This is a genomic window from Burkholderia sp. DN3021 (genome assembly GCF_049805555.1).
Taxonomy (GTDB): domain Bacteria; phylum Pseudomonadota; class Gammaproteobacteria; order Burkholderiales; family Burkholderiaceae; genus Burkholderia; species Burkholderia pyrrocinia_C.
In genome coordinates this window covers 1-24,025 of the sequence record NZ_JBNCAB010000011.1, presented here as the reverse complement: position 1 = coordinate 24,025, position 24,025 = coordinate 1, and the positions used below count along the sequence as shown (strand labels likewise).

At 68.1% G+C, this 24,025-nt stretch carries 20 protein-coding genes; 7 read left to right on the top strand and 13 right to left on the bottom strand.

Annotated elements, in window-relative coordinates; all coding sequences use genetic code 11:
• Positions 1–23: 23 nt before the first annotated feature.
• Together ACPUER_RS08410 and ACPUER_RS08405 are read right to left on the bottom strand one after the other, a co-directional pair.
• Positions 24–1,619 (bottom strand): thioredoxin family protein, encoded by a 1,596-nt coding sequence (locus ACPUER_RS08410; protein ID WP_425130838.1) that lies wholly within the window; start codon positions 1,617–1,619, stop codon positions 24–26.
• Positions 1,620–1,915: 296 nt separating this feature from the next.
• Complete coding sequence (locus tag ACPUER_RS08405) at positions 1,916–2,416, bottom strand: GNAT family N-acetyltransferase (protein WP_175959966.1); 501 nt, start codon at positions 2,414–2,416, stop codon at positions 1,916–1,918.
• 560 nt (positions 2,417–2,976) lie between these two features.
• Between ACPUER_RS08405 and ACPUER_RS08400 the strand changes: the two genes are divergently transcribed.
• The 3 genes from ACPUER_RS08400 (at position 2,977) to ACPUER_RS08390 (ending at position 7,032) form a co-directional block, all read left to right on the top strand.
• Positions 2,977–5,334 (top strand): phosphocholine-specific phospholipase C, encoded by a 2,358-nt coding sequence (locus ACPUER_RS08400; RefSeq protein ID WP_425130837.1) that lies wholly within the window; start codon positions 2,977–2,979, stop codon positions 5,332–5,334.
• Positions 5,335–5,612: 278 nt separating this feature from the next.
• Complete coding sequence (locus tag ACPUER_RS08395) at positions 5,613–5,882, top strand: hypothetical protein (RefSeq protein WP_072440048.1); 270 nt, start codon at positions 5,613–5,615, stop codon at positions 5,880–5,882.
• A gap of 154 nt (positions 5,883–6,036) precedes the next feature.
• Complete coding sequence (locus ACPUER_RS08390) at positions 6,037–7,032, top strand: DedA family protein/thiosulfate sulfurtransferase GlpE (RefSeq protein ID WP_072440046.1); 996 nt, start codon at positions 6,037–6,039, stop codon at positions 7,030–7,032.
• Between the two features lie 55 nt (positions 7,033–7,087).
• On the opposite strand, the gene ACPUER_RS08385 is transcribed toward ACPUER_RS08390, so the two are convergent.
• The 7 genes from ACPUER_RS08385 to ACPUER_RS08355 all read right to left on the bottom strand — a co-directional run bounded on the left by ACPUER_RS08385 (position 7,088) and on the right by ACPUER_RS08355 (position 14,975).
• The gene (locus ACPUER_RS08385) at positions 7,088–8,560 is read right to left on the bottom strand and encodes an OprD family porin (RefSeq protein ID WP_072440044.1); all 1,473 of its coding nucleotides are present in this window, start codon (positions 8,558–8,560) and stop codon (positions 7,088–7,090) included.
• A gap of 164 nt (positions 8,561–8,724) precedes the next feature.
• Positions 8,725–9,744 carry an ABC transporter ATP-binding protein gene (locus ACPUER_RS08380; protein ID WP_047902209.1) on the bottom strand — a complete coding sequence of 340 codons (1,020 nt, stop codon included), beginning with the start codon at positions 9,742–9,744 and terminating at the stop codon, positions 8,725–8,727.
• A complete protein-coding gene (locus ACPUER_RS08375; protein WP_175959964.1) occupies positions 9,741–10,733 on the bottom strand; it encodes an ABC transporter ATP-binding protein in 993 nt (330 codons plus the stop codon). The genes ACPUER_RS08380 and ACPUER_RS08375 overlap by 4 nt, the downstream gene beginning before the upstream one ends.
• Position 10,734: 1 nt before the next feature.
• On the bottom strand, positions 10,735–11,637 hold the full coding sequence (locus ACPUER_RS08370; protein ID WP_072440038.1) for an ABC transporter permease: 903 nt from the start codon (positions 11,635–11,637) through the stop codon (positions 10,735–10,737).
• A 13-nt stretch (positions 11,638–11,650) separates the two neighbouring features.
• Positions 11,651–12,589 carry an ABC transporter permease subunit gene (locus tag ACPUER_RS08365; protein WP_047902206.1) on the bottom strand — a complete coding sequence of 313 codons (939 nt, stop codon included), beginning with the start codon at positions 12,587–12,589 and terminating at the stop codon, positions 11,651–11,653.
• A gap of 11 nt (positions 12,590–12,600) precedes the next feature.
• Positions 12,601–14,214: a peptide ABC transporter substrate-binding protein gene (locus tag ACPUER_RS08360; RefSeq protein ID WP_204422094.1), complete on the bottom strand. Its 1,614-nt coding sequence runs from the start codon at positions 14,212–14,214 to the stop codon at positions 12,601–12,603.
• 179 nt (positions 14,215–14,393) lie between these two features.
• Positions 14,394–14,975, bottom strand: coding sequence for a cupin domain-containing protein (locus ACPUER_RS08355; RefSeq protein WP_047902204.1), 582 nt, complete (start codon positions 14,973–14,975; stop codon positions 14,394–14,396).
• Positions 14,976–15,473: 498 nt separating this feature from the next.
• On the opposite strand from ACPUER_RS08355, the gene ACPUER_RS08350 reads away from it, so the two are divergent.
• Positions 15,474–16,994: a peptide MFS transporter gene (locus tag ACPUER_RS08350; RefSeq protein WP_425130836.1), complete on the top strand. Its 1,521-nt coding sequence runs from the start codon at positions 15,474–15,476 to the stop codon at positions 16,992–16,994.
• Positions 16,995–17,111: 117 nt separating this feature from the next.
• Entirely contained in the window at positions 17,112–17,318 is a 207-nt protein-coding gene (locus ACPUER_RS08345; protein ID WP_175959960.1) for a hypothetical protein, read from the top strand.
• 46 nt (positions 17,319–17,364) lie between these two features.
• Here ACPUER_RS08345 and ACPUER_RS08340 read toward each other — a convergent pair whose 3' ends face one another.
• From ACPUER_RS08340 to ACPUER_RS08330, 3 genes are all read right to left on the bottom strand, one after another.
• Complete coding sequence (locus ACPUER_RS08340; RefSeq protein ID WP_425130835.1) at positions 17,365–18,489, bottom strand: OpgC domain-containing protein; 1,125 nt, start codon at positions 18,487–18,489, stop codon at positions 17,365–17,367.
• A gap of 402 nt (positions 18,490–18,891) precedes the next feature.
• Positions 18,892–19,791 (bottom strand): EamA family transporter RarD, encoded by a 900-nt coding sequence (gene rarD, locus ACPUER_RS08335; protein ID WP_175959958.1) that lies wholly within the window; start codon positions 19,789–19,791, stop codon positions 18,892–18,894.
• 16 nt (positions 19,792–19,807) lie between these two features.
• Complete coding sequence (locus ACPUER_RS08330; RefSeq protein ID WP_034187849.1) at positions 19,808–20,104, bottom strand: acylphosphatase; 297 nt, start codon at positions 20,102–20,104, stop codon at positions 19,808–19,810.
• Positions 20,105–20,307: 203 nt separating this feature from the next.
• Between ACPUER_RS08330 and hpnA the strand changes: the two genes are divergently transcribed.
• A complete protein-coding gene (gene hpnA / locus ACPUER_RS08325; protein WP_048246118.1) occupies positions 20,308–21,315 on the top strand; it encodes a hopanoid-associated sugar epimerase in 1,008 nt (335 codons plus the stop codon).
• A 108-nt stretch (positions 21,316–21,423) separates the two neighbouring features.
• Positions 21,424–22,833 (top strand): phage tail protein, encoded by a 1,410-nt coding sequence (locus ACPUER_RS08320; protein WP_425130834.1) that lies wholly within the window; start codon positions 21,424–21,426, stop codon positions 22,831–22,833.
• A 123-nt stretch (positions 22,834–22,956) separates the two neighbouring features.
• On the opposite strand, the gene ACPUER_RS08315 is transcribed toward ACPUER_RS08320, so the two are convergent.
• Positions 22,957–24,025: glycosyltransferase (locus ACPUER_RS08315; RefSeq protein ID WP_425130833.1), on the bottom strand; the 1,069-nt coding region annotated here is incomplete at its 5' end.

Sequence of the window (24,025 nt, the reverse complement as noted above, 5' to 3'; positions counted from 1 at the left end):
CTCGACGATGTGCGCGTGCGTCGTTACGCCTTCACCGGCTGGATCAGCTTCGCGCACGCCGCTGCCTGCGGATCGCCCGCGGGCAGTTTCCCGCATACGCCGTCGAACTGCTTCACGACCGACCGGACCGACGCATCATGCGCGCCGCCGCTGCGCCAGCGGTTCAATTGCGTGACGACCTTCGTCAATGCGCGCAGGTTCGCGCCGTAGAACGCGTCCCGGGTCTTGTCGGCCTGTGCGAGCACACTCGCGGCAATCCCTTCGATACGCGCCGAATCGTCCGGCGCCAGTTCGACCGCATTCGCAAAATAGGTCGCGCCCCAGCGCAGCTTCGTCGCCGGCCCGCTCGCCAAGTCGTATGCCTTGCGATACCAGTCGAGCGCCGCGGCCTTGTCGCCGCGCGCCTTTGCATTCGCGGCCAGCCCTGACATGAAGTAGTACGGCGTCGACGAACGCGGCAGTTCGGCCTTCAGCAATGCATCCGACTCGTCGTACAGCCCCGCGTCGGTCAGCGTGTCCGTACCTTCGCTGACGAGCGCCTGCCGTTCATACGCATTCGCGGCGCCCTGCACCGACGCGGCAATCTGCTTGCGCGCGGTGTCGGCCAGCGCCGGCGCAGCGAGCGGCGCGCCCTTGCGCGCGTCGCCGCGCGCAAGCAGCACGCGGCCGTGCAGCGCCATCAGCCGGTCGATCGACGACAGCGTGGTGTCGGTCGACAAGCGCGCGAGCGCCGTGTCGTACGCGCCGCGCAATTTCGCGCGCTGCGCGTCGTCGCCGCCGAGATACGCGACCACGCGCGCGGGTGCCGCGACCAGCACGTCCGAATCGGCCCGCGCCAGCGCGGGATCGTGCAGCACCGCGCGCAGCGAATCGGCGAGCGCCGCCTTGTCGAGCGCGCCGGCCTGCGCCGGATCGTCCGACGCGGCGACCACCGCCGACTTCAACGCAAACCGCGCCGATTCGGCCTTCGCGCCGGCCGCCCGCGCGCGTTGCGCGAGCGACTGCAGCGTCTCGGCGACACGATCGGCCGGCACCGGCAGTGCGCCGTCGGTGTCCCACGAATAGTCGGCCAGCAGGCGCCATTCGTCCGGCGTCAGCGACGCGCCGTTCTTCAGCGCAGTCGCGAGCGTCTGCCGCACCGGATGCGCGGCCGTCATCCCGAGCGACAGCGCCTGCATGTAGCGGTCGAGATCGGCCTCGCCCGGCAGCCGCGTCACTTCGGTGCCGTCGGGGCGGAACAGGATCATCGTCGGATAGCCGTGCACCTTGAAACGCTCGCCGAGCTTCTGCGCGCTTTCCGTATCGCCGTCGAGATACACGGGCACGAAAAACGACGAGCGGGTCTTGAATGCCTGCTGGCTGAAGATGGTCGACTTCACCTGGTTGCACGACGGGCACCACACCGCGCCCCAGTACAGCAGCAGCGGCTTGCCGGTGCGCTTCGCCAGCGCGAATGCGGCATCGACATCGCCGTGCTGCCACGCGATGCCGGGCGGCAGATGCGCGCCTTCGGGCGACGCGCTCGCCACCGCGGCGCCCGAAGGCGCGGCAGCGGCAAACGCCGCACCCGCGGCGGCGAACAGGCAGGCGGCAGTCAGATTCCGGAGAGCGGTTTTCATCGAGGCAGGTTCCGTTGAAAGAGACGGTTGCGGGAAGATGTGTCGCGCGAAACGATGACCATGAAGCGATGTTCTTGAAACGATGAAACGCACCGGCGTGCGGCACGACGCAAGCCGGAACGCAGCGGCGCATGGCACGCGCATCGACGCGAAAAAAGCGCACGCCGGCCGAAGCGACCGGTAAATCGATCAACGATACGACCCGCACAGCCTGCGGAAAACGAACGAATTCTCGAATGAATATGACGCGCGGCACCGTGGCCGCGCGTTCCGTCACGCCTGCGCCGGCCGGCCGTTCACTGCCGGCCCTTGATCCGCGCCATGTGATACACGGCCGCATGCGCGCCGTCGCGCAATGCATAGCCCGGCGATTCGCCTTCGATCCGGAAACCGTGCTTCTCGTAGAGCGCGATCGCCGCGCGGTTGTCGGTGAACACGGTCAACTCGAGACGCGTGATGTTCAGCCAGTTTTCCGCGAGATCGATCGCGGCCGCGAGCAGCCGGCTGCCGACGCCGCGCCCGTGACGGGCCGCGTCGACCATCATGCCGAGCCCCGCCGCATGGCGCCGGCGCGGATTCGGCTCGAACTGCAGGCCGAGATGGCCGACCACCGCGCCGTCGATTTCGGCGACGAGGCTCACGCCGCGCTCGTGCGCGTTTTCGAGTCGCTTCCGCCATTTCTCGAGCGACGGAAACGGATACTGCAGCGTATCCATGTACACCGCGGGATGGGCGGCGATCTGCCGGATCGCGTCGACGTCGTGCGTCTCGCTGTGCCGGATCTTGATGTCGGTCATGAGTGGGCCGGTTCCGAAAAGTCGCGCCGGCGGCGCGGACTGCGCACACGCGCAGCGACGTTTCGAGCTTAGCCGATTTCATGCATTTGAAACATGGGCGACACGTCGTCGCGCGATGCTGTTGTATCTGCAACGACACACGATCACGCCGCAGGCCGCGATTCGGAAAAATATGACCGGTTCCGCATGCGGCGATCGGTAATTCCTTACCCTCTTCCGTCACGCATCGTGTCCGGAATAATCGTTGCGCACACAACGTCACGCGCACGACATGCGATGTCATTTCTTCATCACGTCGACGTCATGTCGGCTCCCTAGACTGGACGCCGCCCAGCCCGGCATGCGCCGGGCCGGTGTGTGCCGACGTCCTGCCCGCGCATCACGAGCGCGCGGCGCGCAGGACCGCGACGACGGCCGATGCATCCGCGCGACACCGCTCGGCGCCACGCGCGGCCGACGTACTCGCACGCACACGCGTCGCGGATCGTCCCGGGGGGACGACGCACGGGCGCATCCAGACGAAGTCACGAACGCTCCCACCATCACAGGATCCGAACGCCATGACGTCACGCCGCAAATTCCTTCAGCAGACGGCCACTTCCGGGCTCGCCGCCGCCGCGCTCGCCGCGTTTCCGCCGAGCATCCGCCGCGCGCTCGCCATTCCCGCGTTTCACGAAACGGGGACCATCAAGGACGTCAAGCACGTCGTGCTGCTGATGATGGAGAACCGCGCATTCGACAGCTACTTCGGCACGTTCAAGGGCGTGCGCGGCTACGGCGACCGCTTCGCGGTGCCGTCGCCGAACGGCCGCGACGTGTTCTACCAGACGTACACCAAGGCGACGCCCGCCACGACCTGCACGCCGTATCACCTCGACGCGAGCCAGGGCAACGCGCAGCGCGCGGGCGGCACACCGCACGCGTGGGCCGATGCGCAGGCCGCATGGGATCACGGCCGGATGAACCGCTGGCCCGACGCGAAAACGCCGCTGTCGATGGGCTATTACGACGCGGCGGAAGTGCCGTTCCAGCGCGCGCTCGCCGATGCGTTCACGCTGTGCGACCACTACCACTGCGGGATGCACACCGGCACGATCGCGAACCGCCTGTTCTACTGGAGCGGCACCAACGGCCCGAACGGCATCAGCCCGGCCGACGGCAGCCGCGTGAAGATCGCCGCGCTGAACAACCAGTTCAACGGCGGCAACGACATCGGCCCGTCGAGCCAGGGCTGGACCTGGACGACCTATGCCGACCGGCTGCAGCAGGCCGGCGTGAACTGGAAGGTCTACCAGAGCCTGATCGACAATTTCGGCTGCAACGAGATGATGAGCTTCCGCCACTGGCGCGCGGCGATCGAGCAGATGCCGGCCGCGCGCCGGCCCGCCTACGTCGCGTCGACGGACATCACGCAGCCCGTGACGGCGGCCGGCGCGTTCTACGATCCGGCGATCGACGATCCGCTGAGCCCGCTCGCGAAGGGCTTCGGCAACACGATGCCGTACGGCTTTCTCGAAACGTTGCGCGACGACATCCGCAACGGCAAGCTGCCGGAAGTGTCGTGGATCATCCCGCCGTCCGCGTACAGCGAACACCCGGGACCGTCGAGCCCCGCGCAGGGCGGCTGGTACGTGCAGGCCGTGCTCGATGCGCTGACGGCGAACCCGGAGGTGTGGAGCAAGACGGTGCTGCTGGTCAACTTCGACGAGAACGACGGTTTCTTCGACCACATGCCGTCGCCGGCCGTGCCGTCGCGCAACGCCGACGGCACGCTCGCGGGCGGCCACACGCTGCGGGACGCCGACGTCGCCGTCGAGTACCACGACTTCGCGCCGGCCACGTCGAGCCAGCCGGCGGCGGACGGCCGCCCGTACGGCCCCGGTCCGCGCGTGCCGATGTGGGTCGTGTCGCCGTGGAGCCGCGGCGGCTGGGTCAATTCGCAGGTGTTCGACCATACGTCGACGCTGCTCTTCCTCGAGAAGCGCTTCGGTGTTGCCGAACCGCAGATCAGCGCGTATCGCCGCGCGGTGTGCGGCGACCTGACGAGCGCGTTCAACTTCCGCTCGCCGAACAACGAACCGCTGCCGACGCTCGCGGGCCATACGACGAAAAGCCAGGTCGACGCGCTGAGCGCCGCGCAGCAGGCCGCGCCGAAGATCGTGCCGCCGACCGCGCCGGCGCTGCCCGCGCAGGCCACCGGCGTGCGCCCGTCGCGCGCGCTGCCGTACGAGCTGCATGCGAGCGCGCGCACCGATGCCGGCACCGGCACGGTCACGCTGAAGTTCGCGAACACGGGCCGCGCCGCCGCCGTGTTTCACGTCTATGACAAGCTGCACCTCGAGCGCCTGCCGCGGCGCTACGTCGTCGAGCCGGGCAAGACACTGCACGGCGACTGGGCCGCGCGCGCCGACAACGGCGGCAAATATGACCTGTGGGTGCTCGGCCCGAACGGCTATCACCGCCGCTTCACCGGTGACCTGAGCCGCCTGGCCGGCGCCCGCGCGCCTCGTCCGGAAGTGCGCGTCGGTTATGCGGGCGCGAGCGGCAACCTCCACCTGCGGCTGCGCAACGACGGCGGCGGCACGGTGCGCTTCACGGTGAAGTCGAACCAGGTCTACGGGCCGCTGCCCGGCCGCGGCGCGAACGACGATCGCGGTCATGGCCACGGCAACGAGGACGGCAACAACCAGGGCCACTATTACGGCAATGGCAACGGCACGGGCACCACGTGGACTGTCACGGTGCGCGCCGGCGACCAGTCCGAGCTGCACTGGAAGCTCGACTCGACCGGCCACTGGTACGACTTCATCGTCACCGCCGACAGCGACGCGAGCTTCTCGCGCCGCGTGGCCGGCCGCGTCGAAACGGGCCGCCACTCGGTCAGCGACCCGGCGATGGGGCTGGCCGACCGCTTCTGACGCCGCCGCGGCGATGCGGCGACGCGTGTTGCACCGCGTGTCGCCGCCCGCGCCGGCGCGGCCGGGAACGCCGGTCAGGCGCCGGCCCCGGCCACGCGCGATCCGGCTGAAACGCCCGCCCGGCGCGGGTCAAACATCAGAAGGATGTGCGGTACAACCCTCATTTCACCCCAACGAAAATGCTCCGTGTTGCGGCCCGTTCGCGTTAAACTGCGGCAAGCTGTATTCAACAAACACATCTTCGCCGTTACGGCACCCACGACACGAGGATAGGTTCGATGCGCACAACCGGCTCATCCGGGGCAATGACCCTGCTCACCGAACACGACGCGGCCGACGGTCGCCAACTGCGTTCGCTCCGGCTCGAAGCAACCGGCGACGGCAAGAGCGTGTTGCTGATCGAGATCGACGAACGCAAGCCCGGCATCCACCGCGAGGTCCGCTACGAGATCACGCCGGCCGAACTGATCGCGGCGATCCGCTCGCACGGCGCCGAGCTGCCCGGCGAAAACCATGGCGCCGCGTCGCTTGCCCGCACTCCCTCCTGATTTCACACGGTGAGCCGCGCGCAACGCGCCGGCTCACCGGCATTCCCCTGCCGCCGTCAGGCGCTTTGCGTCATTCCCGCCGCTGTCTTGAAAATGGCCGATAATCGGCCCATCTGCGTTTCCTGCCCACGCATTTCCTTTTCGGCCAGCCGTCATGCTCCTCCGTGACCTCGTCGCCCAGTACGGGCCGCTTCTCGTGTTCGCCAACGTGCTCGCGGCGGCCATCGGCCTGCCGGTGCCCGCGATGCCGACGCTCGTGCTGTTCGGGGCGATGTCCGCGATGCATCCGGCGATGATCGGCTCGCAGCTCGTGACGGTAGTCGCGCTGTCGGTGCTCGGCGCACTGATCGGCGACACCGTCTGGTACGTCGCCGGGCGGCGTTACGGCGGCACGACGCTGAAGACGATCTGCCGGCTGTCGCTGTCGCGCGATACCTGCGTGCGCAAGACCGAACGCTTCTTCGGCCGCTACGGCGTGCGCGTGCTCGCCGTCGCACGCTTCATCCCCGGGCTGTCGCTCGTGTCGGTGCCGATGGCCGGCGCGCTCGGCACGCGCTATCGCACGTTCGCCGGCTACGACGCGCTCGGCGCCGCGGTGTGGACGATCGTCGGACTGGTGGCCGGAATCGTGTTCTACCGGCAGATCGACTGGCTGTTCGCCGGCGCGAGCCACCTCGGCCGCGCGGTGCTGCTGGTCATCGTCGCGCTGCTGGCGATCTATGCGGCGGTGCGCTGGATGCGCCGCCGCGCGCTGATCCGCCAGCTCGCGAACGCACGGATCGGCGTCGACGAACTCGACCTGCTGCTGCGCGACGCCACCGCGCCGGTGGTGCTCGACGTGCGCTCGCCCGAGCACCGCAAGCTCGACCCGTTCACGATTCCCGGCGCGCAGTTCGCCGACGAGCGGCAGATCGGCGACATCGCCGCGCGCTATCCGCTCACGCAGAAGTTCGTCGTGTTCTGCTCGTGTCCGAACGAAGTGACGGCCGCGCTGATGGCGAAGCGCCTGCTCGACGCAGGCTTCACCGATGCGCTTGCGCTGCGCGGCGGCCTCGACGCATGGCGCGATACGGGCCGCCAGCTCACGTCGCTCGCGGAAGAGATGCCCGCCGCGAACGATCCGGTCGCGGGGCTGCACAAGCCGGCCTGATCGCACTGCTCGCAGGCCGGCCGCGCGATGCGGGGGGCCGTGCGCCCCCCTTCGATCAGAACGCGTGCAGCGGCAGGTTCACGACCAGACGATACTCGGTGTTGGTCGCATCCGAGTAGTGTGCCGAGCCGTTGTGCCACATCGCGATGAACGTGACCTTCGTGTCCTTCAGCTTGCCGCTCTGGAACGTGTACGACGGGATGAAGCCGAACTCGTGGTGACGGCCCTGCACCGGCGCGCCGTTGCTCCAGTAGATGCTCGACTTGGTCGGGTCGTTCGCCGCGCCCGCGCTGCCGTCCGCACCCCAGCCCGTCACGCCCCAGACCATCGCCTTGAAGCCCGGCAGGCCCGCTTCCTTGCCGTAGAACGTGTAACGCAGCTGCAGCGACTTTTCGTGCGGCGCGTTGTAGTCGACGTCCATCGAGTTGGTCAGGAAGATGCCGTTCGTTTCGTTCAGGTAATCGAAGAACTGGTCGCCGAGCACCTGCTGGAAGCCGAGCAGCAGCTCGTGCGGGCCGTGCTGCGCGGCCACCGACAGGCTGTATGCGTTGTTGTCGATCTTGCCCTGCCGCGCATCGCCCGTGTCGTGCGTCGAATAGACGTTGCCGAAGCCCGTCCACTTGATCGTCTGCGGGCTGCCGATGCTGTGCTTCACCGACGCGTAGTACTGGTGCCACACGTCGTCGGCCTGGTTCGCATACAGCGCGACTTCGCCGTTCGGCGAGTAATCCCACGTGCCGCCGACATACGACAGGCGATTGATGCGCGTGCCGCCGTATTGCGTCGTCAGGTTGGTGAGCGTCGTATGACCGCGCGCGTCGGTCTTCGTGAAGCTGCCGGCCTCGAGCATCACGTTCTTGAATTCATTGCTGACGATCGTCGCACCGAGGAACGTCGGCGGCAGCGCACGGTTGTCGTGCTGCTCCATGAACGGGTTGTCGACGGCCTGCAGACCGTACTTGACCACCGTGTTCGAGATGCGCGCCTTGATGTCGTAGATGCCGGGGTAGGCCCACGCGAGCTGGTTGCCGCCGCCGCCGCCCTTCGCGATGTGCACCATGCTGCCGGCGCCCTGGCCGCCGTCGAGCTTCAGTGCCGCATACAGCGACGCGTCGAAGCCGATACCGATCAGGCCCGTCGTATAACCCGACTCGAAGTTCGCCATCGCGCCCTGGACCCACGCGTGGCGATGCGGGCCGCCCTTGTTGTCGAGCACGTCCGCATAGTTGCGGAACAGGAAGTCGAGATGGCTGTCGGCGATGAAGCCCTTCGACTTCGACTGGGCCGACGGTTCGTCGGGCGGCGTGACGGCCTGGGTCGCCTCGGCGTTGATGACGGCGTTCGGGGTCGTTGCCTGCGCAACGGCCGTGCCCGTGCCGGCGGCCGGCGCGGCCTGCGCGACCGTCAGCGGCGCGGGGGCTGCGTCGTCGGCGTGCGCGACGCCCGTCAGCGAGACGCCGGCGAGTGCCGGCAGTCCCCATGCAAGCAGCATCTTCGATGCCGTCCCGATCGTCTTCTGCTTTTTCATCGTGATTCTCGTCTTGTGTTGATATCGTCCACGCCGGTTGCGATCCGCTCCCGGCCCCCCGGCGTGCCCGGCTAAGGACGCGCCTGTACCCGCGGCGCGAAGATCGTTCGCGCCGTACCTACCCCTGTTGACCTGCCTGGTTTTATTTGATGCGTTACTTCAAATCACGCCGCGCCCGCGCGGATGCACGCGACACGCGCCGCCGACCCCTGCCGCACTTCCGGCAGCGGCACGTCCTGCGCGCACGCGTCGATCGCGACCGGGCAGCGCGTGCGGAACGCGCAGCCCGACGGCGGGTTGAGCGGCGAGGGCATCTCGCCCGCCAGCAGCATCGGACGGCGAGCACGCTCGCGCGCCGGCTCCGGCGTCGGCGCCGCATCGAGCAGCGCCTTCGTGTACGGGTGCTGCGGCACGCCGTACACGTCATGCCGCGTGCCGAACTCCATCACGCGGCCGAGATACATCACGAGCACACGCTGGCTGATCGCCTTCACCACGGCGAGATCGTGTGCAACGAACAGATAGGACAACGACAGTTCGCGCTGCAGGTCGCGCAGCAGGTTGACGATCTGCGCCTGGATCGACACGTCGAGCGCCGACACGGGTTCGTCGCAGATCACGAGCTTCGGCTCGCCGATCAGCGCGCGTGCGATGCCGACGCGCTGGCACTGCCCGCCCGAGAATTCGTGGGGATAACGCAGCAGGTGATGCGCGTTCAGGCCGACGCGTTCGAGCATGGAAACCACGCGACGGCGCACTTCGGTACGGCCGAGGCCGGCCTGGTGCGTGACGAGCGGCTCGGCGACGACCTGCTCGATCGTCATGCGCGGATCGAGCGATGCGAGCGGATCCTGGAAGATCATCTGCACTTCGCGCCGCATCGAATTGCCGCGCAGGTGATCGGGCGCGACCGCTTCGCCGCGCCATTTCACGGTGCCGGCCGTCATCGGCACGAGGCCGATCAGCGCGCGCGCGAGCGTCGACTTCCCGCAGCCCGATTCGCCGACGAGCCCGACCGTCTCGCCGCGCTTCACGTCGAACGACACGCCGTCGACCGCGCGCAGCGTGCCCTTCGGCGACCACGGATAGCCGCCGAGCGGCACGCGGAAATGCACCTTCAGATCGTCGACGGACAGCAGCGTGTCGTCCGTCGCGCCGGCATTGCGGCGTTCATCGACGCTCATCGCAGACCTCCCGTCAGATCGGCCACCGGGCGGTGGCACGCGCGCACCGCGCCCGCGGCGCCATAAGTTTCGAGCGCGGGGCGCGCGGCGCCGCAGCGTTCTTCCGCATACGTGCAGCGCTTTGCGAACGCGCAGCCGGCCGGCGCGGTGCCGGGCATCGGCGGGTTGCCGGGAATCGCGACGAGCGGCGCATCGTCCGCATCGGTCAGGCGCGGCAGCGCGTTGAGCAGGCCGATCGTGTAAGGATGCGACGGCGCCGCGAAGATCGAATCGGCCGGCGCGTATTCGACGGTGCGGCCCGCATACATGACCATCACGTCGTCCGCGAGGCCGGCGACCACGCCCATGTCGTGCGTGATCAGCACGATCGCGGTGCCGCGCTCGCGGTTCAGCTCGCGCAGCAGGTCGATGATCTGCGCCTGCACGGTCACGTCGAGCGCGGTGGTCGGCTCGTCGGCGATCAGGATTTCCGGCTCGGACAGCAGCGCCATCGCGATCATCACGCGCTGGCGCATGCCGCCCGAGAACTCGTGCGGATACATGCGGATGCGCCGCGCCGCGTCGGGAATGCGCACCGATTCGAGCGCCTCGATCGCGCGCTTGTTCGCTTCCCTGCGCGACAGCTTGCGATGCAGCTGCAGCGTCTCGGTCATCTGCCGCTCGATCGTCAGGAACGGATTGAGCGACGTCATCGGATCCTGGAAGATCATCGCGATCCGGTCGCCGCGCACCTTGTTCAGCGCGCGCGTATCCATCTCGAGCAGGTTGTCGCCGCGGTAGCGCGCCGTGCCGGTCGTCGTGCCGTTGCCGGCCAGCAGGCCGAGCAGCGCCATCACGGTCTGGCTCTTGCCGGAGCCCGATTCGCCGACGATGCCAAGCGTCTTGCCGGCTGCGAGCGAGAACGACACGCCGCTCACGGCGTCGATCGGCGGCGCGTCCTTGCGCGTGAAGCGCACGCCGAGGTTGTCGACTTCTAGTAGTGCACCCATCTCAGCGATCCTTCGGGTCGAGCGCGTCACGCAGGCCGTCGCCAACGAAGTTCACGCAGTAGAGCGTCACGCACAGCATGACGGCCGGGGCCAGCAGCAGCCACGGCATCGATTCCAGTTTCTGCGCGCCGTCCTGGATCAGCACGCCCCAGCTCGTCATCGGTTCCTGCACGCCGAGGCCGAGGAACGACAGCACCGATTCGGTCAGCACGATGTTCGGCACCGAAACAGTTGCGTACACAACGACGACGCCAAGCAGGTTCGGCACGACGTGGCGCAGCACGATCGACGCCGGCGTCACGCCGATCGCGCGCGCCGCATCGACGAACTCGCGGCTGCGCAGCGACAGCGTCTGGCCGCGCACGACACGCGCCATGTCGATCCACGAGAACGCGCTGATGGTCAGCACGACCAGCATGAACGAGCGGCCGAACAGGGTCATCATCAGGATCGCGATCAGCAGGTACGGAATCGCGTACATCATGTCGACGATGCGCATCATCACGGAGTCGACGCGGCCGCCCGCGAAGCCCGCGGTCGCGCCCCACGCGACGCCGAACAGGCCCGACACGAGCGTGCCGAGCAGGCCGACCTCGATCGACACGCGCCCGCCGATCAGCGTGCGCACCAGCAGGTCGCGGCCGAGCTCGTCGGTGCCGAACCAGTGCTGGTTCGTCCACGTCGGCGGGAGACTGATCGAGCCCCAGTCGCTTGCAGCGGGATCGGCCGCGAGCACCCACGGGCCGACGAAGCACGTGATCGTGATCAGCGCGAGCAGCACGAGGCTGAACACGGCCGCACGGTTGTGAAGGAAGCGCGCCATCGCGAGCGCGAGCGGCGAGCGCGAACGCGGCGGCGAGTCGGTCTGCACGGGCAGCCCGACGACGGGAGTAGTCGGAGTCATCGCAGTGCCTCGCTCAATAACGGATGCGCGGATCGAGCCACGCGTACGCGAGGTCGACCAGCAGGTTGAACAGCACCGCGCAGACGGTCGTCAGCACGACGAGGCCGAGCACCAGCGTGTAGTCGCGGTTGATCGCACCGTTCACGACGAGCTGCCCGAGCCCCGGCAGCGCGAACACCGATTCGGTGACGACGGCCGCCGTGATCGACGAGATGCAGACTGTGCCGAACAGCGAAACGACCGGCATCAGCGCAGGCTTCAGCGCGTGGCGCAGCACGATCGTCGAGCCCGGCAGGCCTTTCGCGCGCGCGGTGCGGATGTAGTTGCTCGACAGCGTCTCGATCATCGAGCCGCGCATCACCCGCGCGAGCAGCGACATGTTGATGAAGGTCAGCAGCACGATCGGCAGCAGCCGGTACTGCCAGCCGCCGTCACCCCAGCCGCCCGCCGGCAGCCAGCCGTTGCCGGCCGAGGTTTTCAGCAGGATCGCGAAGATCCACACGAGCACCGGGCCGAGCACGAACGGCGGCACGACGTTGCCGATGTTGCCGATCAGCATCACGATGCGGTCGATGAAGCTGTCGCGGCGCACGGCCGCGACGGTGCCGAGCAGCACGCCGAGCCCGATCGAGATCGGGATCGACACGCCGCCTACGCCGAGACTCACCGGCAGCGCCTTGCGCACGAGATCGTTCACGGACCAGTCGACATAGCGAAACGACGGACCGAGATCGCCGTGCAGCAGCGCGTCGAGATACAGCAGGTACTGCTTCCACAGCGGCTGGTCGAGGTGGTACTTCGCGTTCAGGTTCGCGAGCGTTGCCGCGGAAAGCTGCTTCTCCGTATCGAACGGGCCGCCGGGCGTGAAGTGCAGCAGCAGGTAGCAGACGGTGACGACCGCGAGGATCGTCGGCACCGCCCACAACGTGCGTCTCAGTGCGTAGGCCAGCATGATCGCTCCGCTCAGTGCTTGATCAGGTACATGTCCTGCGAAGCACGCATGTCGATCACGTTCTTCAGCGAGTAGCCGCCCACATAGGGCTTCACGAGGCGGTCTGCCGAGTACTGGAACAGCGGCACCATCGGCGTGTCGTTCAGCGCGAGGTCGTGTGCCTGCGTGAGCAGCGCGGCACGCGCCTTGTCGTCGAGCTTCTGGTTGCCTTCGTCGACGAGTGCGTCGGCCTGCTTGTTGCAGTAGCCGACGGTGTTCTGCGCACTACCGCAACGCAGCAGGTCGAAGAACGTCATCGCGTCGTTGTAGTCGGCGAACCAGCCGTCGCGCGCGATCTGCACCTTGCCGTCATGCCGCTCCTTCATCAGCACCTTGAACTCGACGTTCTCGAGCTTGGTGTTGACGCCGAGCTTCGTGCGCCATTCCGACGCGGCGAACAGCGCGACCTTCTTGTGCAGGTCGTTGGTGTTGTAGGTCAGCGTGAACGACAGCGGCTTCGCATCCGAGTAGCCGGCCTGCTTCAGCAGGTTCTTCGCCGTCTCGACGCGCTTGGCCATCGGCCACGACGCCCAGTCCGGCGTGAACGGCTGCACGCCCTTCGTGCCGTTCGGCATCAGCCCGTACATCGGCTTCTCGCCGGCCTGCGTGAGCTTCGAGGTCAGCACCTCGCGATCGAGCACCATCGACAGCGCCTGGCGCACGCGCTTGTCCTTCAGCGCCGGATCGTTGTTGTTCAGGTAGTAGTAGTACGTCGCGAGTTGCAGGCCCTGGCGCAGTTCGCCGCCGAACTGCTTGCTGACCTGCTGGAAGATCCCCGACGGAATCGAGTAGCTGTAGTCGATCTGGCCGGCCTGGTACATGCGCATCGCGGTCTCGTCGCTTTCGATCGGCAGGTACGTGACCTTGTTGATCACGACCTTCGGCGCGTTCCAGTATTTCGCGTCCTTCGAGATCACGATGCGGTTGTTCGGCTGCCAGTCGACCAGCTGGAACGGGCCGTTGCTGACGATGTTGCCCGGGCGCGTCCACGCGTCGCCGAGCTTCGTCACCGTGTCCTTGTTCACCGGCGCGAGCGGCACCATCGCGGTCAGCTCCGGGAAGAACGCGACGGGCACGTCGGTCGTCACCTCGAGCGTGTACGGGTCGACGGCGCGCACGCCGAGCGTCGACGGCGCGGCCTTGCCGGCGATGATGTCCTTCGAGTTCTTCACGAACTCGACGAGGATCGTGTATTTCGAGCCCGTCTTCGGATCGACGAGGCGCTGCCACGCATAGACGAAATCGGCGGCCGTCACCGGCTGGCCGTTGCTCCACTTCGCGTCGTGGCGAAGCTTGAAGATCCACGTCTGCGGCGTCTTGCGCTCCCACGACAGCGCGACGCCCGGCACGACCTGGCCGGCCGCATCGATGCGGGCGAGCCCTTCGAACAGGTCGAGGCCGATCGTGTTGCCGGTCCACGATTCGATGTGCGCGGGGTCGAGCGACTCGACTTCGGCGGGCACCTGTCGCGTCAGGTCCTGCTGAGGAGCGAGCGCGACGTTCGACGGAACGGTAACGGCGTGGGCGACGGGCGTCGTCAGGGCGAGCGCGGCCAGCACGGCCGACATGGCATGCAAGGATTTCATCGTGGCAGTCTTGAGAAAGTGGGTTCGGTGAGCGTCGCGCGGCGAATGCCGCGGATTACGCGTGAGACGCTGACGGGCGCAGCGATCGAGGAGGCCCGTGATTCCCGTATTTCATCTTAGTATTCCTTACGTTTCTTTCGACAGGCATCCCGTCTTGGAAACGAAGGAATACCTGTGCGTTAGAACAGCCTCGGCGTACCGACCCAGACCACCACCGACTCGATCTTCGCGGTGTTGACCCAGCTGTGCGGGACCGTCGACTGATAGTGCGAACTGTCGCCGGCCTGCAGGACGAACGTCTTGCCTTCCAGCGTCAGAGACACTTCCCCTTCAATCACATACAGGAACTCTTCTCCTGCATGTGTCGTCACCTCGGACCGCTTCTGCCCCGGCGGCAACCTCACGAGGATCGCCTCGAGCTGTCGCCCTTCGGATACGTTCGTCAGCCGCGCGAACAGGTTCGCCGAATCGGCAAACCCGAAGAAGCGCAACTGCTCGCCTCGGCAGACCGAGCGTTCCTCGCTCGGCGTATCCACGAAGTACTGCACCGTCACACCGAGCGCGTGCGCGATACCGGCCAGCGACGTCAGTGACGGCGACGCGAGCCCGCGCTCGACTTGAGACAGAAACGGCTTCGAAATCCCCGCGGCGGTAGCGGTGTCGTCGAGCGTGCGCTTGAGTCGTTGGCGCAACGCGCGAATCTTGCTGCCCAGTACGGCGGCAGCGTCTGCTGACCGCGGGTTTTCAGTGGGGGGAACCATAGCAGGCCGAAAAGTAGTCGTCAAAAAATGTTTGATGGAAAATAACTAAGTTAGATCGATATAGCTTAGTCTTCAGGTTCGCACACGCCTTCGGCGTTGAGCCCGGTGCGCTAAACAGGGCACGAAGCGAGCGAAACGACGCGCTATCTTGCCAGACTCGCCGGCTTCACAGGCAAGCTGCAAGCGGCTCTCCGGGAATCTTCGGAGGGCCCGCCTAGAAGTTTACAAATAGATGATGAGACGAATCTTCCTGAAAGTTGCTGCCATATCGGGAGTTTCCCTAAGTGGCGCATACCGGACGCACCGGACCGGCGAACGTTACCATCCGCGCGCCGGTCGGGGTCGTTCCCCGCCTCATCGGGCGGTGTTCGCTCCCGGCCCGGGCTAACCGCCCGACTGTTCCATCGCCGATGCCAGGCCTACCCGGCCCATTGTGCACAGGCGCCAGTCAGACCCAAGACGACGCGTGATCCGTGCCGTCCGTTTCAACCGAGATTGATGATGCATTCACCTGTTTCACAAACCCGATCGTTCACGACGGTCTTCCTCATCGAAATGTGGGAGCGCTTCGGCTACTACGGCATGGCCGCGCTCCTGGTCCTCTTCATGGTCGACCGGCTCGGTTTCACCGACAGCCATGCGAACCTGACCTGGGGTGCGTTCACCGCGCTCGTCTATGCGGCACCGTCGATCGGCGGCTGGATCGGCGACAAGGTGCTCGGCGCCCGCCGCACGATGATCATCGGCGCGGCCGTGCTGTGCGCGGGCTACCTGATGCTCGCGGTACCGAACGATCACCTGACGTACATGTACGCGTCGCTCGGCGTGATCGTCGTCGGCAACGGCCTGTTCAAGGCCAACGCGGCGAACCTCGTGCGCCGCATCTATGAAGGCGACGATGCGCGCATCGACAGCGCGTTCACGATCTACTACATGGCGGTCAACATCGGCTCGACGGTGTCGATGCTCGCGACGCCGTGGATCAAGGATCACTGGGGCTGGCACGCCGCGTTCGCGGTCTGCTGCGGCGGCATGCTGCTCGCGATCCTCAACTTCATGCTGATGCACCGCACGCTCGCGCATGTCGGCTCGCAGCCGGACGAACAGCCGATCCGCTGGAAGCGCCTCGGCGCGGTCGCGGCAGGCGGCGCCGCGCTCGCGCTGATCACGCTGTACGTGCTGCAGCACAAGCAGCTCGCGGTCGCCAGCGTGTGGACGGCAGCGTTCGCGATCCTCGCGATCTTCGCGTACATGATCGCGAAGTCGGAGCGCTCGGAACGCGCGGGCCTGATCGCGGCGCTCGTGCTGATCGGCCAGGTGATCCTGTTCTTCATCTTCTACGTGCAGATGTCGACGTCGCTGACGCTGTTCGCGCTGCGCAACGTCGATCCGCGCTTCATCCTGTTCGGCACGACGCTGTTCACGTGGAGCGCCGCGCAGTTCCAGGCGCTGAACCCGATCTGGATCATGCTGCTGAGCCCGGTGCTCGTGTGGGTCTACAACGCCGTCGCGAAGGGCGGCCGCGACCTGCCGGTCGCCGCGAAGTACGCGCTCGGCTTCGGCGCGGTCGCCGCGGGCTACCTGGTGTTCACGATCAGCGGCCGCTACGCGGTCGACGGCCGCGTGTCGTCGTGGTTCATGGTGTGGGGCTACGGCCTCTACTCGCTCGGCGAACTGCTGGTGAGCGGCCTCGGCCTCGCGATGATCGCCCGCTACGTGCCGGCGCGCATGAGCGGTTTCATGATGGGTGCGTATTTCGTCGCGACGGGCGTGTCGCAGTATCTCGGCAGCGTCGTCGCGAACTTCGCGCAGATGCCGTCGCACGAGCTGCCGGCCACCGAATCGCTGCCGCTCTACCTGTCGCTGTTCGAGAAGCTCGGCTGGCTCGCCGCGATCGGCATGCTGCTCGCGCTGCTGCTGCTGCCGCTGATGAACCGCCTGTCGCGCCAGCATCAGCGCTGCGCGGAAGAGCGCCGCGAGGAAGCGCTGCAGGCGCAGGCCGTCACCGCGGCCCAGTAAGTACTATCCCTTGGCGTGCGGCATGCACGCCACATTCCCCTGCCGGTTGCGCGATCGCGTCCTACACTGGTGGAAACGCATCCGATCCGTCGCGATGCGCACTGGCGGGAGAAGATCATGAAAAGCAAGACCACGAGGCTGCTGAGGATACTGTCGGACATCCGGCACGCTCAGCGCTGCACCGCGATTCGCGCCGCCCGCGCCGCAGCCGAAGCCGACGCGGTACTCGCGGAGCGCGACGACCCGGCGCCGGACGACCGCGACGACGCCGAATCCGACGAAGCAACCGCCGTTCCCCGCTCCCGTATCGGCTCACCTCACTGACGCCGCGCGGCACGTTGCGTGCCGCACGCGCCTCTTCCCGCGCCGCTCACGCGGCCGCACTGCGCCACCGCGCGATCCACGTTCCCGAACCGGCCACGGCCATCATCAGCCCGAGCGCGCATGCGTCGGCCACGAGGCCCACGCCGACGTGCCGCAGATCGGCGCCGTGCGCGACCGGGTGCAGCAGCGAATCGATGACGAGCGAAATCGCCGCGCCCGCGACGAAGCAGATCAGCCCGCGCTGGCCGATCGCGACGACGGGCCGCACGCCCTGCGCGATCCGCGCGATCCAGCCGTAGCGCACGCAATCGGCCATCAGCCACGCGACGGCCGCAAAGCTCACGACGCGCGGCAGCGCGAGATCGCGCTTGAGCACGCCTTCGGGCAGCGGCAGCCCGGAGAACAGCTTGTAGCTCGCACAGCCGAGCACGACCGCGCACGCGACGCCGGTCGCCGCGGCGCCCCACCGCCCGAGCGCGATGCGCCGGTAGAACGGCTGGCAGCGCGCGAGCACGCCGGCGACGAACATCAGTTGCCATGCGAACGGGTTGAAGCTCCAGCGGAAGCCGTCGGTATCCAGCAGTTCGGGGCCGAGCCAGCCCGCCGCCAGCCACGACGCGACGCTGAACGCGACCAGCAGCCACGGATGGCGGCGCGCGAACGGCACGAGCACCGGCGACGCGAGCGCGAACAGCACGTACATCGGCAGTACCGACGCGAGATACGGCTGGCGCTGGAACGTCAGCAATTCGGCGAGGCCCGTGAGCGGCGAAGCAAGCATCACGCTGACGTCGTCGAGCGCGAGGTTCGGCGCATCGATCCCGTAGTGATCGAGCACGGCCGAAACGACGAGCATCAGCGTCGACGTCGCGAGAAACGCGCGGTAGATCTGCATCGCGCGGCGCACGAACCGGCGCTGCGCGGCGCGCGCGCCCTGCCGTTCGGCGATCGCGCCGTACGCGCTTGCGGTCGCGAAGCCGCCGAGAAAGACGAACACCTCGGCCGCGTCGCACAGCGCGAACGCGTGCAGCGTCACGCGCGACAGCACGCTTGCGCCGATGTGATCGACGACGATCATCAACAGCACGAGCCCACGGAAGAAATCGACTTCGATCAGGCGGCCGCTGCGCGACGGCTGGACCGCGACGGACGACGGCATGCTCAACGACATGAGCGCACCTGCGCAACAGCGGCGCGACAGGCGCCGGGGAATGGATCGAAAAGGAGAAGGCGAGCGCGATCAGCGGCGATGCGCGTATGCCCGCATCGCGCCAACCCGGCCGGCCAGGCACGGAGATGACCGTTCATTGGAAAGCTGCATACGAAGGGAAGTCGGTCAAACCAGTCTATGGTCGATCAGGGGGAGGCCCTAAGTAACAAAGTGCAACCGAATCTTCTGTTCGATTACAAGCGCGAGGCCGGAGATATGAAGCGGGCAGCGCCGCCAGATTCACGCCAGCGCGTCGCCAGTTTGCGGTCAGTATTGATGCTTTCGAACGTGGTTCGATCGTCCAGCGATACACGATGCGCGGCACGTTCCGCGCGGCCGCCGCACCGCGATCGAGATCGAAACTTATCCGCGCGCGGGCAAGCGCCGCATCAGCATTGCGCTGTGCCACGCGGTCAGCGCGACGGCGACCCAGATCGGCCCGTATGTCGCGAGCTTCGCGACGCTCAGCGTCTCGCCGAGCAGCAGCAGCGACACCGCGACGAGCAGCACGGGCTCGACGTAGCCGAGAATCCCGAACAGCGCCATCGGCAGCATCCGGCTCGCCTTCAGGTAGCTCGCGAGCGCGAGCGTGCTGAGCACGCCGAGCCCCGGCAACAGCGCGGCCCACAACACCGGATTGCTCGCGACGCGCGTCGTGCTCGCCGCGACCATCGCGAAGGCGACCGGGCACAACAGCACGATCTCGATCGCGAACGCGGCCAGCGAATCCGCGTTGATCCGGCGGCGCAGCACGAAATACGGCGGATAGCCGAGCGCGACGACGAGCGTCGGCCACGCGAACGCGCGCGTCGCCCACACTTCGTGCACGACGCCGAGCGCGGCGCACGCGACCGCCGCCCATTGCAGCGGGTCGAGACGTTCGTGATAGTAGAAGCGGCCGACGAGCACCATCGTCAGCGGCAGCAGGAAATAGCCGAGCGACACCTCGAGCATGCGGCCGTGCAGCGGCGCCCACAGGAACAGCCACAACTGCAGGCCGAGCAGCGCCGCGCTCGCGGGCAGCGCGATCAGCAGACGCCAGTCGCGCACGCTGCGCCGCGCGAGGTCGACGAGCGCGGGCCAGCGGTCGCGCAACGCGATCAGCGCGAGCGCGCCCGGCGCGGTCCACAGCACGCGCCACGCGAAGATGTCGAGCCCGGTGAGCGGCGCGAGCAGCTTCGCGTAAACCGACATCAGCGCGAACAGCGTCGACGCCATCACCGACAGCATGAGGCCGCGCCCGGCTTCCGGATACCCCGTCATGGTTGTTGTGCGCCTGTTACTGCTGCTGGAAACGCTCGAAGCGCCTTTCGGTCCGGCGTTCCTCGAACGTCACCTCGGTCACGCGCGCAGCCGGCGGCCCGTGGCGCAGCCACGCGAGCATCCGGTCGATCTGCGCGCCGGGGCCCTGGATCATCGCCTCGACGCTGCCGTCCTCGAGATTCGCGACCCAGCCGCGCAGCTTCAGCGCATGCGCCTCGCGCACCGTCGCATGACGGAAGCCGACGCCCTGCACGACGCCGCGCACCCGCACGTAGTAGGTCTCGATCCGTTCGTCCAGTTCATTGCGGCTCATCGCGTCGCCCTCCCGTTGCATTCAAGCCCGGCATTGTAGTCGCGTCGGCCGCTTCGCACACGCGTGCGGCGGACCGGCCGCGCGCCGCCACGCAAGCACGGCCCGCCGGGGCGCCGGCGTTGCGTCGCCGCACGCGCCGACCACGTACAATCTCGCCGATGCTCAACCGCCGCGCCGCTCGCGCGCGGCCCCGAAGGAAACGCATGACTGATACCTCCCGCGATCTCGTTCTCGTCACCGGCGCGTCCGGTTTCGTCGGCTCGGCCGTCGCGCGCATCGCGCAGCAGAAAGGCTATGCGGTGCGCGTGCTCGTGCGCCCGACCAGCCCGCGCACGAACGTCGCGGATCTCGACGCCGAGATCGTCACCGGCGACATGCGCGACGAGGCGTCGATGCGCGCCGCGCTGCGCGGCGTGCGCTACCTGCTGCACGTGGCGGCCGACTACCGGCTGTGGGCGCCCGATCCCGACGAGATCGAGCGCGCGAACCTCGAAGGCGCGGTCGCGACGATGCGCGCGGCACGCGCCGAAGGCGTCGAGCGGATCGTCTACACGAGCAGCGTCGCGACGCTGAAGGTCACGAGCGCGGGCGACCCGTCCGACGAAAACCGGCCGCTCACGCCCGAGCAGGCGATCGGCGTCTACAAGCGCAGCAAGGTGCTCGCGGAACGCGCGGTCGAGCGGATGATCGCCGACGAAGGGCTGCCGGCCGTGATCGTCAACCCGTCGACGCCGATCGGCCCGCGCGACGTGAAGCCGACGCCGACCGGCCGCATCATCGTCGAAGCCGCGCTCGGCAAGATTCCCGCGTTCGTCGACACGGGGCTGAACCTCGTGCACGTCGACGACGTCGCGCACGGCCACTTCCTCGCGCTCGAACGCGGCCGGATCGGCGAGCGCTACATCCTCGGTGGCGAAAACCTGCCGCTGCAGCAGATGCTGGCCGACATCGCGCAGATGACGGGCCGCAAGGCGCCGACGATCGCGCTGCCGCGCTGGCCGCTGTACCCGCTCGCGGTCGGCGCCGAAGCGGTCGCGAAGTTCACGAAGAAAGAGCCGTTCGTCACCGTGGACGGGCTGCGGATGTCGAAGAACAAGATGTATTTCACGTCCGCGAAGGCCGAGCGCGAGCTCGGCTACCGTGCGCGCCCGTACCGCGAAGGGCTGCGCGATGCGCTCGACTGGTTCGGCTCGGCAGGGTACCTGAAATAACACAAAGCGGCGCGCTTCGCGCCGCCTTGCGCATTTTGTTACACGTCGCACGCGGACCGGCACTGGCGCAGCGGGTAAAATCGCGGGTCTTACGCAGAGAAGACACGCATGAACCTGAACGATCAGATCGATTCGCTCAACGCGGGCGTCGATCAGCTCCTCCACGATCACCACGCCGCGCAGCAGGCGGCCCGCAGCGCGGAAGCCTTCGCGCGCGCCGCAGCAGCGGAAGCCCAGGCCGCCGCGCAACGTCACGCCGCCGCGGAAGCCGAAGCGCAGGCCGCAGCGCAGCGCCACACGGCGGCAGCCGCCGACGCCGAAGCCGCGCAGCAGCGCCACGCGGAAGCCGCCGCCGCCGCCGAAGCCGCCGCCCACCGTCATACGGATGCCGCCGCGCAAGCCGAAGCCGCCGTGCTGCGCCATACGGAAGCCACCGCACGGACCGAAGCACTCGCGCAACGTCATGCGGATGCCGAAGCCGCATCGCAACGACACGCAGCGGCGATCGCCGAAGCCGAGGCCGCCGCGCAACGCCATGACGCCGCCGCGACCGAAGCCGATGCGGCCGCGCAGCGCCATGCGGCAGCGACCGCCGAAGCCGAGGCCGCCGCGAAGCGTCACGCGCAAGCGACCGCCGAAGCCGAAGCGGCCACGCAGCGCCACACGGCCGCGATCGCCGAGGCCGAAGCGCTTGCGCAGCGTCACGCGGAAGCGATCGCCGAAACGCAAGCCGCCGCGCAGCGTCATGCCGATGCGACCGCCGAGGCCGAAGCCGTCACGCAGCGCCACGCCGAAGCGATCGCGCAGGCCGAAGCCGCCGCGCAACGCCACGCCGACGCCACCGCGCAGGCCGAAGCCGTCACGCAGCGCCATGCCGAAGCGATCGCGCAAGCCGAAGCCGCCGCGCAGCACCACGCGAAGGCCGTCGCCGATGCCGAGGCGCTGGTCGAGGCCGTCGTCAAGGAAGCCGCGACGAACGCAGTGGCCGCCCCGGCCGTTGCCGCCGAAGTCGTCGAAGCGGCACCGGCAGGCACGCCAGCGGCGGAACTGGCCGTGATCGCATCCGCGCCGGCCGAGACCGATGCAGCCGATGCAGCCGATGCGGCGGCCGACGCAGGAACCGCTGTCGTCGCGACGGCGCAAGCCGAAGCCGAAACCGCGACTGAAACCGAAGCCGCCACGCACCCGGCCGACAAATCGACGCTGCACGTGGCGCGTCCGTCGCAGAACGAACTCACGCTGACCATCAACGGCGAATCGATCACGCTGCATCCGGAGCAACTGGGGCAGTTGATCGAGGAACTCGCGCATGCGCGCGCGTCGATGCAGCCGGAGCCGCCGCCCGGCATCCCGGCCGGCTGGCGTTTCGTGACGACGAAGAACCCGATGATGGCCGTGCAGAAGCAGTCGAACGGCGACCGCCTGCTGGTCGCCCGCCACACCGGCTTCGGCTGGGTGCCGTTCACGTTCTCGCCCGACGTGGTGATCCAGATGTACATGATGCTGACCCAGCGGTAAGCACCGGCAGGCAGCACCGCCGAAAACGACACAGCCCGACCGGTTTCCGCCGATCGGGCTGTTTGCTTTCCGGCTGCCGGAACGGCAGCGTCCCGGGACGCACGCCGGCGGCGCGCGAAACGCTCAGCGCTCCACCGGCGCCTGCACGCGCGCCTTCCACTGGCCGCCCTTGCCGCGCCAGTAGCGCCACGCGGACGCGAACGTCGCGCCGACGTAGAACAGCGCGACGAGCGGCAGCGCGGGCGCCCACAGCGGCGAGCGCCGGTAGTAGCGCAGCATCGGCGCATACGCGGCGCACATCGACGCCCACGCGAGCCACGCCGGCCACGCGCGCGCGCCGTACGCGAGCGCCGCGACGGGCGGCACGAGGTAGATGACCGCCATCCCGAGCAGCGTGCCGGCCAGCAGCAGCGGCGAATAGTGCAGCTGCGTGAACGCGGTGCGCGCGATCATGTTCCAGATGTCGCGCCAGCTGTCGTACGGGCGCAGCGACACGCTGCGGTCGGCCAGGTCGAGCCGGATCGGATGGCGGCCGCTGCCGCGATGCTTGATCTGCGCGGCAAGGCTGCAGTCGTCGATCAGCGCACCGCGGATCGACTCGATGCCGCCCGCTTCCTCGAGCGCCGTGCGCTTCACGAGCATGCAGCCGCCCGCGGCGCCGGCCGTCCGGTTGCGCGGGTTGTTGATCCACGAGAACGGGTAGAGCTTCGCGAAGAAGAACACGAACGCCGGGATCAGCGCCTTTTCCCAGAACGAATCGCAGCGCAGCCGCACCATCAGCGACACGAGATCGCGGTGCTCGGCCTGCGCGCGCGTGACGAGCTGCGCGACGGCATCGGGCGGGTGGCCGATATCGGCATCCGTCAGCAGCAGGTAGTCGGCCGGCAGGCCGAGCGTCTGCACCGCGGCGATTCCCTGCGACTGCGCCCACACCTTGCCCGACCAGCCGGCCGGCAGCGGCTTCGCGGCCAGCACCGTCAGCCGGTCGGCGCGGTTGATCGCGAGCGCCGCCGCACGGGCCGCGTCGGCGGTGCCGTCGTCGCTGTGGTCGTCGACAATGATCAGATGAAAGTCGCCCGGATAATCCTGCTCGAGCAGCGAAGTCGCCGCGCGGGCGATCACGTCGGCCTCGTTGCGCGCCGGCACGACCGCGACGACGGCCGGCCAGCCCGCGTCGGCCGCGGCGCCGCGC

What these genes read in the sequence shown, in the direction of transcription:
- ACPUER_RS08410 (WP_425130838.1), bottom strand. Translation starts at nt 1,619, where the DNA reads ATGAAAACCGCTCTCCGGAATCTGACTGCCGCCTGCCTGTTCGCCGCC.
- ACPUER_RS08405 (WP_175959966.1), bottom strand. Translation starts at nt 2,416, where the DNA reads ATGACCGACATCAAGATCCGGCACAGCGAGACGCACGACGTCGACGCG.
- ACPUER_RS08400 (WP_425130837.1), top strand. Translation starts at nt 2,977, where the DNA reads ATGACGTCACGCCGCAAATTCCTTCAGCAGACGGCCACTTCCGGGCTC.
- ACPUER_RS08395 (WP_072440048.1), top strand. Translation starts at nt 5,613, where the DNA reads ATGCGCACAACCGGCTCATCCGGGGCAATGACCCTGCTCACCGAACAC.
- ACPUER_RS08390 (WP_072440046.1), top strand. Translation starts at nt 6,037, where the DNA reads ATGCTCCTCCGTGACCTCGTCGCCCAGTACGGGCCGCTTCTCGTGTTC.
- ACPUER_RS08385 (WP_072440044.1), bottom strand. Translation starts at nt 8,560, where the DNA reads ATGAAAAAGCAGAAGACGATCGGGACGGCATCGAAGATGCTGCTTGCA.
- ACPUER_RS08380 (WP_047902209.1), bottom strand. Translation starts at nt 9,744, where the DNA reads ATGAGCGTCGATGAACGCCGCAATGCCGGCGCGACGGACGACACGCTG.
- ACPUER_RS08375 (WP_175959964.1), bottom strand. Translation starts at nt 10,733, where the DNA reads ATGGGTGCACTACTAGAAGTCGACAACCTCGGCGTGCGCTTCACGCGC.
- ACPUER_RS08370 (WP_072440038.1), bottom strand. Translation starts at nt 11,637, where the DNA reads ATGACTCCGACTACTCCCGTCGTCGGGCTGCCCGTGCAGACCGACTCG.
- ACPUER_RS08365 (WP_047902206.1), bottom strand. Translation starts at nt 12,589, where the DNA reads ATGCTGGCCTACGCACTGAGACGCACGTTGTGGGCGGTGCCGACGATC.
- ACPUER_RS08360 (WP_204422094.1), bottom strand. Translation starts at nt 14,214, where the DNA reads ATGAAATCCTTGCATGCCATGTCGGCCGTGCTGGCCGCGCTCGCCCTG.
- ACPUER_RS08355 (WP_047902204.1), bottom strand. Translation starts at nt 14,975, where the DNA reads ATGGTTCCCCCCACTGAAAACCCGCGGTCAGCAGACGCTGCCGCCGTA.
- ACPUER_RS08350 (WP_425130836.1), top strand. Translation starts at nt 15,474, where the DNA reads ATGATGCATTCACCTGTTTCACAAACCCGATCGTTCACGACGGTCTTC.
- ACPUER_RS08345 (WP_175959960.1), top strand. Translation starts at nt 17,112, where the DNA reads ATGAAAAGCAAGACCACGAGGCTGCTGAGGATACTGTCGGACATCCGG.
- ACPUER_RS08340 (WP_425130835.1), bottom strand. Translation starts at nt 18,489, where the DNA reads ATGTCGTTGAGCATGCCGTCGTCCGTCGCGGTCCAGCCGTCGCGCAGC.
- rarD (WP_175959958.1), bottom strand. Translation starts at nt 19,791, where the DNA reads ATGACGGGGTATCCGGAAGCCGGGCGCGGCCTCATGCTGTCGGTGATG.
- ACPUER_RS08330 (WP_034187849.1), bottom strand. Translation starts at nt 20,104, where the DNA reads ATGAGCCGCAATGAACTGGACGAACGGATCGAGACCTACTACGTGCGG.
- hpnA (WP_048246118.1), top strand. Translation starts at nt 20,308, where the DNA reads ATGACTGATACCTCCCGCGATCTCGTTCTCGTCACCGGCGCGTCCGGT.
- ACPUER_RS08320 (WP_425130834.1), top strand. Translation starts at nt 21,424, where the DNA reads ATGAACCTGAACGATCAGATCGATTCGCTCAACGCGGGCGTCGATCAG.